8 protein-coding genes are annotated in these 13,127 nt (G+C 41.5%); 4 read left to right on the forward strand and 4 right to left on the reverse strand.

The annotated features are described in order from the left end of the window. Positions 1–137 precede the first annotated feature (137 nt). The 4 genes from GARC_RS13300 to GARC_RS13315 form a co-directional block, all read right to left on the reverse strand. Positions 138–1,064 carry an alpha/beta fold hydrolase gene (locus GARC_RS13300; RefSeq protein WP_007620917.1) on the reverse strand — a complete coding sequence of 309 codons (927 nt, stop codon included), beginning with the start codon at positions 1,062–1,064 and terminating at the stop codon, positions 138–140. Between the two features lie 117 nt (positions 1,065–1,181). Next, on the reverse strand, positions 1,182–2,981 hold the full coding sequence (locus GARC_RS13305; protein ID WP_007620919.1) for an acyl-CoA dehydrogenase C-terminal domain-containing protein: 1,800 nt from the start codon (positions 2,979–2,981) through the stop codon (positions 1,182–1,184). A 94-nt stretch (positions 2,982–3,075) separates the two neighbouring features. Continuing rightward, positions 3,076–4,257, reverse strand: a complete 1,182-nt coding sequence (locus tag GARC_RS13310; protein ID WP_007620921.1) for an acetyl-CoA C-acyltransferase — start codon at positions 4,255–4,257, stop codon at positions 3,076–3,078. 54 nt (positions 4,258–4,311) lie between these two features. Next, positions 4,312–6,444: a 3-hydroxyacyl-CoA dehydrogenase NAD-binding domain-containing protein gene (locus GARC_RS13315; protein ID WP_007620923.1), complete on the reverse strand. Its 2,133-nt coding sequence runs from the start codon at positions 6,442–6,444 to the stop codon at positions 4,312–4,314. 252 nt (positions 6,445–6,696) lie between these two features. Between GARC_RS13315 and GARC_RS13320 the strand changes: the two genes are divergently transcribed. The 4 genes from GARC_RS13320 to GARC_RS13340 all read left to right on the forward strand — a co-directional run bounded on the left by GARC_RS13320 (position 6,697) and on the right by GARC_RS13340 (position 13,014). After that, positions 6,697–7,608 carry a haloalkane dehalogenase gene (locus GARC_RS13320; RefSeq protein ID WP_007620925.1) on the forward strand — a complete coding sequence of 304 codons (912 nt, stop codon included), beginning with the start codon at positions 6,697–6,699 and terminating at the stop codon, positions 7,606–7,608. A gap of 31 nt (positions 7,609–7,639) precedes the next feature. Further along, entirely contained in the window at positions 7,640–8,398 is a 759-nt protein-coding gene (locus GARC_RS13325) for an SDR family NAD(P)-dependent oxidoreductase (protein ID WP_007620926.1), read from the forward strand. Positions 8,399–8,597: 199 nt separating this feature from the next. Further along, positions 8,598–10,244, forward strand: coding sequence for a long-chain-fatty-acid--CoA ligase (locus GARC_RS13330; RefSeq protein WP_007620927.1), 1,647 nt, complete (start codon positions 8,598–8,600; stop codon positions 10,242–10,244). Between the two features lie 193 nt (positions 10,245–10,437). After that, positions 10,438–13,014, forward strand: a complete 2,577-nt coding sequence (locus GARC_RS13340; RefSeq protein ID WP_007620928.1) for a M1 family metallopeptidase — start codon at positions 10,438–10,440, stop codon at positions 13,012–13,014. The last annotated feature ends 113 nt before the right edge of the window (positions 13,015–13,127 follow it).

Raw genomic sequence — 13,127 nt, forward strand, 5'->3', positions numbered from 1 at the left:
TGGTTCAAACGCTTTTATGGCTGAAGATCTAAAAAATAAAAAAATTAACCACTGAGGAAAAGGAAGACACAGAGAAAAAGAATTAATTCTTAACAATCTATTCCTCTGTGCAGCGAAGCGCTCTGTGCCTCCGTGGTTCAAACGCTTTTAGTCGTTTTAAGAAATTCATCTATTTGCTGATTCACTTCATCAGGTAACTCATGTTGTAACCAATGACTAGCATCAGGAAAACGTTTAACTCGCACGTCGGGCACATATTCCTCTATGCCATCAATATTTTCTTTAACAAAAGCTTGGTCTTGCTCTCCCCACAAAACTAACGTTGGACAAGTAATACGAATATTGGGGATTTTCATCTGTGTGGGTGCAATCACTTGTGCGCCTTTGTCACTGTTGTTTTTTTCAGAGGGGGCTAGTTGTGGCATAGCCCTATAATATTGCAGCATACCCTCTACTGCGCCGGGTTGAGCCCATACTTGCTGATAAGTCTGGCGCTGAAGCTCATTCAATGTGCCCTCGCGCATACCATTAAATATTTTGTCTTTAATATACTGGTGATGATTTGCAGACAACCTTGCTACTCCGTCATGGGCAACCAATTCATGGATATACTCACTTTTTTGACGTTGTTCTGGGTTATGGATCATTTCACGTGTAAAAGTACTAGGGTGAGCGGCATTAAGTATTACCAAACGCTCAATAAGTTGCGGAAAAAACGCAGCTAGAGGCCATGCGATGGCACCGCCCCAGTCGTGAGCCACTAAGATAATCTTTTCTTGTGGTGCCACGCCTTGAATAAACTTGGCAATAAACTGAATAAGATTAGGCACTTCGAAAAACGATTGCTGCTGAGGTTTACCACTTAAATTATAACCGGGTAAGTCTGGCGCTATAACGCGATATGATTTAGAGAAATACTCAAGTTGTGCATGCCATGTCCCCCAGTATTCAGGGAAACCATGCAAAAATATTATGCTTTGGCGTGGCGGTTCATTATTGTCAATAGCCCCAGCTTCAACATAATGAATATTCACGCTTTCAATATCGATTGTGTGATGTTTCATGGCTATTTTACCTATCAAATTCAATTCGTTTAATTCAAAAAAAAGCGGACAATTTAAAATTGTCCGCTTTTTATATTTCCCAGCCTAACTTCTTATTATCCTATTGGAGTATGAAGCTTAAACAATATTAAATTGTTCTTCTTCCATGTCCATTAAGTTATCAGCACCAGATTCCATAGAAGATACTAGAGAACGTGTACGTGTTAATAAACGGTCAAAATAAAACTTAGCTGTGTGTAATTTGGCTTTATAGAACTCTGGATCGCCTGTGCCATCGTCCAGCTTTTGCTGAGCAACAACAGCCATTTGTAGCCAGAAATAACCAACCACTATATAGCCAGAATACATCAAATAATCAACAGATGCAGCACCTAGTTCTGCAGGGTTTTTAGCCGCTCGCTGCATAATATCTTCAGTAATTTGATGCCATTCATCTATATGTTTATCGATACTGTTCGACCAAGCATTAAACTGGCTTTTATCACGAATACTTTTGCAGTATTCCTTCACTTCGTTAGTGAATACTGTCAGTAACTTACCGTTCGAGCCAACTACTTTTCTGGCTAATAAATCTATCGCCTGAATACCTGTTGTGCCTTCGTACATTGTACAAATACGCGTATCACGAGCTAGTTGTTCCATGCCCCACTCAGCGATGAAGCCATGGCCACCAAAAACTTGCATACCATAACTGGTAGATTCTTGAGCAGTTTCTGTTAGGAATGCTTTAACAATAGGTGTTAACAAAGCTAGCTTAGAATTTGCGAATGTTTTAGCATCTTCATCTTGACTGGCCTGAGTCACATCAACCAATTTCATTGCATATATAGCTAATGCCCTATTACCTTCTGCGAAAGCTTTTTGAGTCAGCAACATACGACGAACATCAGGATGATTAATAATCGGATCAGCTGGACCGTCAGGATTTTTAACCCCAGTCATGGCTCTGAACTGTAAACGGTCCTTAGCGTAGGCTAACGCCCCTTGAAACGCAGCTTCAGATGCAGACAAACCTTCTAAACCTGTGCCTATACGAGCAGAGTTCATAAAAGTAAACATGCAGTTAAGACCACGGTTTTCGGTACCTACCAAATAACCTTTGGCACCATCGAAATTAATCACACAAGTAGCTGAACCTTTAATACCCATTTTGTGTTCAATCGAGCCACAAGTAACAGCATTACGATCCAATTTTTCGCCTTCAGGACCAGCATGGAATTTTGGCACAACAAATAATGAAATACCTTTAGTTCCACTAGGCGCATCTGGTAAACGTGCAATCACTATATGCACGATATTTTCAGACATATCATGCTCACCAGCCGAGATAAAGATCTTGGTTCCAGTCAAGCTATAGCTGCCATCATCATTGGGTTCTGCTTTACATTTCAGCATCCCCAAATCCGATCCACAATGAGGTTCGGTCAAACACATAGTGCCTGTCCAACTGCCGCCAACAAGATTATGTAAAAACATTTTTTGTTGTGCTTCGGTACCATGTTCTTTTAAGGTTTCAATACAACCTTGGCTCAAACCAGGATACATAGCCCAAGAGTGATTTGCTGAAGAAAACCATTCAGCCATCACACTATTTAGCGAATAAGGTAGTGCTTGACCACCAAACTTTTCAGGGTGAGTCATGCCAGTCCAACCACCTTCAACATATTGTTGGTAAGCGTCTTTAAAACCAGTAGGAGTAGTCACTACACCATCTTCCCACTTACAACCTTCAGCATCACCGCTGGCGTTGATGGGTGCTAATACATTTTCAGCAAATTTAGCCGCTTCTGAAAAAATGGCTTCAACCATGTCAGGGGTCGCATCTGTAAAACCCAAATCAGCATAATGCTTCTCATAACCTAATAATTCGTTCATCACGAACAAGGCTTCTTTTTGTGGGGCCTTAAAATATTGCATAACGTGCCTCTTAAATCTTTTACTTATTTTTTTATCTGTCGCTTTTTTCGGATATTTTAGCTAGAAGCGCGTGGCTCCTAGCTCTAAGCTTAATCTAATAAACTTCAAACAACCCTGCAGCACCCATTCCGCCACCAATACACATAGTACAAACTACATATTTAGCGCCGCGACGTTTGCCTTCAATCAAAGCGTGACCAACCATACGTGCGCCACTCATTCCGTAAGGATGACCTATAGAAATAGCCCCACCGTTTACATTTAGAATATTGTCGTCAATACCTAACTTGTCGCGGCAATATAATACTTGCACAGCGAAGGCTTCGTTTAATTCCCATAAACCAATATCGTTCATGGTTAGGCCATGACGTTTAAGCAATTTTGGAATAGCGAAAACCGGGCCAATACCCATTTCATCAGGTTCACAACCGGCAACAGCAATACCGCGATAAGCACCTAGTGGTGTTAGGTTTTGTTGTTCAGCTAGTTTATCGCTCATGATGACACACGCAGATGCACCGTCAGACAATTGGCTAGCATTACCAGCAGTAATAACACCACCTTCGATAACAGGTTTTAGGTTTTTCAAACCTTCTAATGTGGTTTCAGCACGGTTACCTTCGTCTTTACTAAGCGTAACTTCTTGGAAGCTTTCGACTTTGGTTTCGCGGTCAATAATGACTTTGGTCGCAGTTACCGGCACTATTTCATCATCAAACTTGCCAGCAGCTTGTGCAGCAGCAGTACGCATTTGGCTACGATATGCATATTCATCTTGCGCATCACGATTAATACCGTAACGAGCTGCTACTACTTCAGCGGTTTGTAACATAGGCATATAAATATTTTTGTGCATTTTAGCTAAAGCTGGATCAACGATACGGTGAGTATTCATTGACTTGTTTTGCACTAAACTAACTGAATCAAGTCCACCAGCTACCATTACAGGTACATTATCAGTAATAATATGTTTTGCTGCAGTAGCGATAGCATACATACCTGAACTACATTGACGGTCAAGTGTCATGCCCGATACCGAAGTAGGTAAACCAGCCGCTAGTCCAGCCAAACGACCAATGTTCATGCTGCCACTACCTTGGGTTAAGGCACTGCCCATGATGACATCATCAATACTGGCAGGATCGACACCAGATCTTTTTACTGCTTCACGGATAGCATGGCCACCCAAACTTGGCATTTCAAGATTATTAAATGCGCCTTTATAAGCACGGCCGATAGGGGTTCTTGCGGTTGATACAATGACTGCTTCTTTCATAATGTTCTCTTTAAAATATGTTTAATTCGTTTGAAATAAGGTAAGTGCTGACAACTATAGGTCAGCGAATCTTTTACCTTGCTCAGCTAATTTTTTAAGTAAAGGTGCAGGTTCAAACCAGTTTTTACCATGCTCGCCTAACTCATCGCGATATTTACACATAGCGTCATACACAGTTTTTAAACCAATCTCATCGGCATACTGCATAGGGCCACCGCGATAAACAGGGAAACCATAACCATAGACATAAATCACATCGATATCGCTAGATTTAGCAGCAATACCTTCTTCTAATATCAACGCACCTTCGTTGATCATAGGGAAAATAATCCGTTCGATAATTTCTTGGTCGCTAATGTCACGTTGCGCCACGCCTAAATCTGCAGCAACTTGTTTCGCTAGCTCAAGTACACTTGGATCAGGAATGGGTTTACGGTTACCTGCTTCGTATAAGTACACACCTTTACCGGCTTTTAATCCTACTCTGCCCTGCTCTACTAGCTTGTCAGCTAAAATGCAGTAAGTTGGATCATGCTTAATAAATTCGCGACGTGATTCACGCACAAAAGCACCGATATCTTGTCCAGCCATATCGCCCATAGTGAAAGGACCCATTGGCAAACCAAAGTCGTAAATAACTTTATCGATATGTTCTGGTGTACCACCCTCAAGCATCATGCGATTCGCTTCACGTCCGTATCCTTCAATCATACGGTTACCGACAAAACCAAAACAAACACCAACTAGAACAGCAACCTTGTTGATCTTCTTAGCCATTTTCATAGCGGTTTTAATCACTTCAGGCGATGTTTTGCTGGTTTTAACAACTTCTAGCAATTTCATTACGTTAGCAGGACTAAAGAAATGCAAACCAATGACATCTTCAGGACGCTTAGTGGCTTCACCAATCTCATCGATATCTAAGGTAGAAGTGTTAGAGGCTAAAATGGCGCCAGGCTTACAAACAGCGTCTAAGGCCTTAAAGACTTCTTGCTTGACTGACATTTTTTCAAATACAGCTTCAATCACTAAGTCCACATCACTTAAGGCAGCGTATTCAGTAGAGCCAGTTAACAAGGCCATTCTGTCTTCGACTTGCTCTGCAGTAAGCTTGCCTTTTTTCGCTGAGTTTTCGTAGTTTTTACGAATTAACGCCAAACCTTTATCTAAGGCTTCTTGTTTAAGCTCAAGCATGATCACAGGAATACCTGCATTGGCAAAGTTCATGGCAATGCCGCCGCCCATAGTACCTGCGCCAATAATACCGACTGTTTTGATGTCTCTTACAGGGGTTTCTTTATCGAAGTCTTTAACATGAGACGCAGCACGTTCAGCGAAGAAAAAGTGTTGCTGTGCACGTGCTTCTTTAGAACGCATACATTCCATGAACAGCTCACCTTCGCGAACTAAACCTTCAGCAAAAGGTAACTCAACAGATGCTTCGACCGCTTGGATACAACGTTCCGGAGCAAAAAAGCCTCTAGCTTGAGTCGCTAAACCTTTACGGTATTGAGCAAATAATTCTTTAGGTGCAGTGCTCACATCAATTTGCACATCGCAGGTTTTACGTACTTTGCTACCTTCAGCAACTACTTTTTCGCAAAACGCCAATGCACTACTAAGTAATGTTTCAGGGGAATCCACTACAACATCAAAAACACCAGGTAACTTTTTAGCAGCAACAGGGCGACCAGAAACAATCATATCCAGCGCTTGCTGCACACCTGCTAATCTAGGTAAACGCTGGGTGCCACCCGCTCCAGGTAAAATACCTAGGTTAACTTCTGGCAAGCCCACTTTATTAGACGCAAAGGTTACTCGGTAATGACAAGACAAGGCCACTTCTAAACCGCCACCAAATGCAGGGCCGTTTAAAACAGCGACTACAGGCTTAGGTGAATTTTCAATGACATCTAGCACTACAGGCAGATTAGGCTCTAGATCACCACCAGAAAATTCACTGATATCCGCTCCACCAGAAAACAAGTTCTGTTTAGACGAAATAACAATGACGTCAACTGACTCGTCAGCAATCGCAGCATTTAGATGCTCTATTAGTCCGACACGTACAGATTTAGACAATGCATTAACAGGGGGATTTTGCATCCATAACGCTGCAACTTTATTATTTGCAGATGGGGTTTCAATTAGCTCATAACCAACAGCTTGTGTTTCGACTTGACTCATATAGACCTCTTACCAGCTTAAAATGTATTAACGGATACTAGGCCACCCGTCCCAATCATTCTAATTTATTGATTTTATACTGCAGAATAAGCACAGATTATTAGTGCTAAGTCCAAGTAATACATATTAAGCAGCGAATCTATTCATTAAATGGATAATTCTTCATTAGTCTGAGCAAGTTGACTTTTCATGACACTTTTGATGTTCTACACCACAATTATTTTACAAAAAAATTACATGGAGAGACGAGCATTGCAGTATTTGACCACCCCTGAACACTGTTTCGAACAAATAACAGACTTCAGTTACACCCCTCATTTTTTGCAAGTCGATGATAATGAAGGTGGTTTGCTGAAACTCCATTATGTAGATGAAGGCCCAAAAGATGGCGATGTAGTATTAATGCTGCATGGCGAACCTAGCTGGTCGTATCTATATCGTAAAATGATTGGTCCAGTTGTGGCAGCTGGTTATAGAGTTATCACACCTGATTTGATTGGCTTTGGTAAATCAGACAAACCCACTGAACGAAGTGACTATACGTTTCAGCGACACCTTGATTGGGTGCGCCAAGTAATCATCCAATTAGACCTAAAGGACATTACTTTAGTATGTCAAGATTGGGGCGGATTACTGGGATTACGTTTAGTAGCAGAACATTCGGATTTATTTGCACGGGTTTTAGCTGCAAACACTATGCTGCCTACTGGCGATCATAGTGCCAGCGAAGCATTCTTGAATTGGCAAACTTTTTCTCAAGAAGTAGAAGTGTTTCCAGTAGCTGGCATTATTAAAGGTGCCACTGTTAGCCCTCTTAGTCCTGAAGTGCTGGCCGCATATGATGCGCCTTTTCCTGATGAAACTTATAAGGCAGGTGTAAGACAGTTTCCACTGCTTGTGCCCACAACACCAGATAACCCAGCAAGTCAGGACAACAGATTAGCTTGGGAATCCCTACAACAATTCAAAAAGCCGTTTATCACCGCATTTAGTGATTCAGATCCTGTAACTGCGGGAGGCGACAAAATTATGCACAAACTTATTCCTGGCTGCGAAGGTCAGGCACATACCACTATTGAGCAAGGCGGGCATTTTTTACAGGAAGATAAAGGCGAACAACTCGCTGAAGTATTATTAACCTTTATGAATGCCAACCCACTTTAATTTTTAGTAATACAAGAACAGGAACAAATTGATGGATGAGTTATTAGATTTTACTGGAAAAGTAGCCTTGATTACGGGTGCCGGAGGCGGCTTTGGTCGTTTGTTAGCACAAGGTCTTGCTAAACGTGGATGTAAATTGGTGATAAGTGATATCAACCAACAAAACTTAAATGAGACATTGGCCTCTTTACCAAACCAAGACAATGCAATCTCGATGTTGTGTGATGTTTCCAAAGAACAAGATTGCAAAAATATGGTAGATAGCGCCTTAGAAAAATTTGGTCGAGTAGACATAGGTGTCAACAATGCTGGCATAGCTCACGATTTGACTCCCTTACATCAATTGACTGAAGACACTATGCACAGCCAATTTAATGTTAACGTCAACGGTGTGTTGTTTGGTATGAAATACCAAATCGAAGCGATGCTTAAACAAGGCGAAGGCCATGTGCTCAATATCAGTTCTTTGGCTGGTTTAGGTGGCGCTCCAAAAGGCGGTGCATATGCTGCAGCCAAACATGCAGTAGTAGGTTTAACGAGAACCGCAGCAGTGGAGTACGCAAGAAAAGGCGTGCGTTGTAATGCCATCTGTCCTTTCTACAGTCCTACCGCTATTTTAGGTGAGTTTGCGTCAGAAGAAGGCCAAGCTCAATTAGCTAGAGGTACACCTATGAAACGCTTATCTAAACCTCAAGAAGTGGTGAATACCATGTTGTTAATTTTGTCTCCGGGTAATTCTTATATGACCGGGCAAACCATCGCCGTTGATGGCGGCGTAACGGCTTGGTAAGAAAGAGTGACGAGCTTGTAGCTACGAGCTCTGAAATACAAAAATAATTTTTTACCACATAGGACACTGAAAGCACAGAGAAGAGACATGTTGGTCTTAACAATCTAGTCGCTTTTCTCTGTGTAGCGCAGTTCTCTGTGTTCTCTGTGGTTCGAACGCTTTGTACTTTTATAGATACAGATAAATTAAAGGAAAAAATATGCAAGCCTTGATGATGAACACCCAGTTAATGATCTCATCCATACTTAGACACGCGGATAAGAACTTTCCGGATTCGGAGATTGTTTCTGTCACAGCAGATAATCCAAGACATAGACATACCTATAAAGATTTTGCTAATCGTAGCCGTCAGTTGGCTAACGCTTTAGTCGAGCTTGGTGCTAAATTTGGTGATCGCATTGGTACCTTAGCTTGGAACGATTATCGCCATCTAGAGCTTTATTATGGGGTATCTGGCAGTGGCATGGTGTGTCATACCATCAATCCTAAATTGTTCCCTGAGCAAGTGAACTACATTATCAATCACGCTGAAGACAGATTTCTCTTTGTGGATTTATTAGTGGTGCCATTATTAGAAGCACTAAAAGATCATCTTCCTAAAGTTGAGGGTTACATCATTTTAACCGATGAAGCTCATATGCCAAAAACGACTTTGCCTAACGTGATGTGTTACGAAACACTTTTAAGCAAGCAGTCCACTTCCTTTGAATGGCCTGAGTTTGATGAAAATACTGCCAGCGCCATGTGTTACACCTCAGGCACAACAGGTAATCCTAAAGGTGTAGTGTATAGCCATCGCTCAACTGTATTACATGCATTAGGCGGGAGCATGCCTGACGTGGTTGCGGCGTCTTATAAAGAAACCACTCTTCCCATAGTGCCTATGTTCCATGTTAATGCATGGGGTGCACCTTATGCCGCATTAATGGCAGGCTCGAAGATGGTTATGCCTGGGCCGAAAATGGCTGATGGTGAATCACTGCAAAACCTGATTGAAACCGAAAAAGTGACCTTTAGTTCAGGGGTGCCTACCATTTGGTTAGGACTACTAGATTATTTGGAGAAAACCGGTAAAACCATTCCTAGCATGACTCGTGTGAGTGTTGGTGGTGCGGCTTGTCCCAGAACTATTATCGAACGCTTTAAGCATCTGCATAATATAGAAGTGGTCCAAGGCTGGGGTATGACCGAAACTAGCCCGCTTGGTACTATTTTTTGTAAAAAAGCAGGCATGGATGATTTGACTGAAGAAGAGTTAATCGATTTACAATGTTTACAAGGCCGTGGCGTATTTGGTATTGAAATGCGTATCGTCGATGAAAACAATCAAGAATTACCATGGGATGGTGTCGCCTTTGGCGCCCTTAAAGTACGTGGCCCTTGGGTAGCCAGTGGCTATTATGGTTTATCACAAGTACCTGGTTCAGAAGGATGTCCAGTGGATGAACTTGGTTGGTTTGATACCGGCGACGTAGCGACTATTAACCCCCAAGGTTATTTGCAAATTACCGATCGCACCAAAGACGTTATCAAAACGGGTGGAGAATGGGTCAGTTCAATAGAGATTGAAAATGCAGCAGTGAGTCATCCGGAAGTAGCCGAAGCCGCAGCCATCGGACGTTATCATCCCAAATGGACAGAGCGTCCACTACTAGTTGTAGTGCTTCAGGCCGATTCAAGTGTATCTACGGAAGAAATAATAGAGTTTTTACAAAACAAACTTCACAAGATATCAATGCCAGACGACGTTGTGTTTGTCGAAGAGTTACCTCATACAGCGACAGGTAAACTCAATAAGTTGGCTTTGAGAAAAACTTTAGAGGATTATCAGTTCCCTACAAAGTAATAAGCACTACATAATTCAAAAAAGGCGCACTAGCGCCTTTTTTTTTGTGCTTAACTTTGCACCACCCTTTACACAACCCCAGTTTCTCATACACATTTGTTAACCATTTCATTATTGCTTTTTTCAATAATTTAATTAGGGTGCGTGCAGTAAAATCACTGTACTCACTATAAAAATACTTCAGGGAAACATTATGAAGCTTAAACACTTGTGTTCATGGCTGTTGCTAAGTATGACAATTTCAGTCACTAGCTATGCCAAAGAAACCGCCTTTCGATTATCCACATTTATTAAACCTAGTTTTCAGCAGATTACGCTAAAGATTGATCCAGACAGCCCTACATTTAGTGGTGAAACAACAATTACAATTGATGTGACAAAGGCTACAGATACGATTGGTTTTTACCAAAAAGATCTCGACATTCATCAGGCTTACTTAACTAACGGCGACACCCGTATACCGCTAACTGTCACCTCCCATGAATACGAGATCCAGCACGGCAAAGCGAGTCAAAAAATTGCTGCTAACCGATACAAATTGCATATTGTATTTGATGGGAAAATCAATACTTCATCTGATGGCATGTATTTGTCAAAATTTGAAGGACTGAACTATGTGTTCACTCAATTTGAAGATATGTACGCTAGACGCGCTTTTCCTAGTTTTGATGAGCCAGGATTTAAAATTCCTTATCAGATGACAATTATATCTCCTGAAAAACACACTGTTTTGTCCAACACCTTAGTTAACAATCGCACGGTGAAAGATGGTTGGCAGACAGTAGAGTTTAATAAGACCAAACCAATGCCTAGTTATATATTGGCATTAGCGGTGGGAGAACTAGACTCTTATGACATTCCAAATTTGAGTGTGCCAGGCAAAATTTACACACCTAAAGGGCAAGCTGCACGTACTAAATTTGCGGCCAAACATACTGCAGCTATTTTAGAGAATTTAGAAAGCTATTTTGGCTCGCCCTACCCTTATGAAAAACTCGATTTTATAGCCGTGCCTAACTTTACTTTTGGGGCAATGGAAAACGCAGGCTTAGTCACCTATCGTAGCAGTTTGTTATTACTTGAAGACGAACCCCGCCTAGCAGAACAAAGTGGCACATTAAGCGTGATTGCCCATGAACTTGCGCATATGTGGTACGGAAACTTAGTCACTATGGCATGGTGGGATGACTTATGGCTAAACGAAGCTTTTGCTTCATGGATGGCCAGTAAAGTGATGATGGACTTATACCCAGAGCAAAACGTTAAAGGTCAATTAGTACAAGAAGGTGCATTTGGTGCCGACGCTAGCCCAACAGTAAAGCCCGTTAAAAAAGTCGTAAGAAGCCAAACTGATGTAATGGATGGCCTTGGCTTAAATTACAGTAAAGGTGAGTCTATTTTGCAGCTTATTGAATCCATGGTAGGCGAAAAAGCCTTCCAAAAAGGCATTCAAACCTATATGAAAAACAATGCATTTAAAAATGCTCAGGCGGATGACCTGTGGAAAGTGTTATCTACAGTAGCCAACTTCGATGTGCCTGCCATGATGAAAACTTACCTAGAACAACCGAGCTACCCATTAGTTGAATTTGCGGCAAATGGTGAGATTAGCCAATCTCGTTACCACCTACAAGGAGCAGAAGTTAAAGAACAAACTTGGATTGTGCCTCTGGCGATTAGTTATAAGAAAAACGGCAAAGTATCTCGCACTAATTTGTTCCTTAATTCAGCCAAAACAACAGTCAGCGAGCTTGCTGAGGCTGATTGGATTTTTCCTAACGAAAACGCCATGGGTTATATGCGCTGGAAAGTATCACCCGCACAACTTTCAGCTTTACTTGACGATATATCAGTATTAAACGCTCGCGAGAAAAAATCCTTGCTCTACAATACACAAGCGTTGTTCTCAGCTGGTGAAATTGAGTTGGGCGAAATGATGACTGTTATGGATGTTTTAGTCGATGACAAAGATCCTATGATTGGCAGAGCTGTTGTTAGCACTTTGAATGACTTCCTGTATTTAGTAGACAAAGATAACGAAGCCATGTTTGGTCAATTTGCGGCCAACAAACTCACGCCTTGGTTTGAACGCCTAGGTGTCGAAGATCAACTTAGTGACTCAACTGATACAACACGTTTACGGGGCTCTGTATACGGCATATTAAGTCGTTATGCCAACACCCCAAAAGTTGAAAAAGTAAGCGCTGAACTAGCTAATAAGTATTTAGAAGATCCTATTAGTGTGCCCAGAAGCATAGCCACTAGAGCATTGAGAAATATGTCTCGATTTAGTGAGCAAGATTGGTTTACCAAGTTAAGAGGTTTTTATGTTGCCAATACAGATGCGAACATTCGCGGTACAGTCAGCCGAGCGATGATTTTCACCGATGAGCAAAAAATAGCAAAAACCTTAGACTTTGCTTTATCGGATCATGTTAGTCCTGCCAATGCCATTACTAACGTATACTTTGCAATTAGTGGTCTAGATGATCAGACCATGTTCTATGCTTGGTTGGATCTAAACTTTGATGTATTATCGAAAAAAATGCCGGCCTATCACATTGCCAGTATGCCTGAGTACTTTTCAACCTCCTGTGATGCAGACAATATTAAGCTTGCCGAAAAATTCTATGCCGATAAAAAAGCTAACTTTGACGGCATGGCACGCAGCTATGATATAGCCATGGACTCTGCTAAGCAGTGCCTATCGTTAAAGCAATCGAACCAAGCTAATTTTAACCGTTACTTGCAGGTTGCAACTAAGCACTAAAGTGTTTTAACGCTTATTAAAACAAAAAATAAAAACCGACTAACTTGTCGGTTTTTTTATACCAACAATTAGATGCTTACGAGAAAATTAGTGTTTGAAGTTATATATACGGA

Origin of the sequence: Paraglaciecola arctica BSs20135 (assembly GCF_000314995.1) — a bacterium.
Lineage (GTDB): Bacteria > Pseudomonadota > Gammaproteobacteria > Enterobacterales > Alteromonadaceae > Paraglaciecola > Paraglaciecola arctica.

Bases quoted from the DNA above. Each gene is read 5' to 3' on its own strand.
- GARC_RS13330 (WP_007620927.1), top strand. From the start codon at position 8,598: ATGCAAGCCTTGATGATGAACACCCAGTTAATGATCTCATCCATACTT.
- GARC_RS13300 (WP_007620917.1), bottom strand. From the start codon at position 1,064: ATGAAACATCACACAATCGATATTGAAAGCGTGAATATTCATTATGTT.
- GARC_RS13325 (WP_007620926.1), top strand. From the start codon at position 7,640: ATGGATGAGTTATTAGATTTTACTGGAAAAGTAGCCTTGATTACGGGT.
- GARC_RS13305 (WP_007620919.1), bottom strand. From the start codon at position 2,981: ATGCAATATTTTAAGGCCCCACAAAAAGAAGCCTTGTTCGTGATGAAC.
- GARC_RS13340 (WP_007620928.1), top strand. From the start codon at position 10,438: ATGAAGCTTAAACACTTGTGTTCATGGCTGTTGCTAAGTATGACAATT.
- GARC_RS13310 (WP_007620921.1), bottom strand. From the start codon at position 4,257: ATGAAAGAAGCAGTCATTGTATCAACCGCAAGAACCCCTATCGGCCGT.
- GARC_RS13315 (WP_007620923.1), bottom strand. From the start codon at position 6,444: ATGAGTCAAGTCGAAACACAAGCTGTTGGTTATGAGCTAATTGAAACC.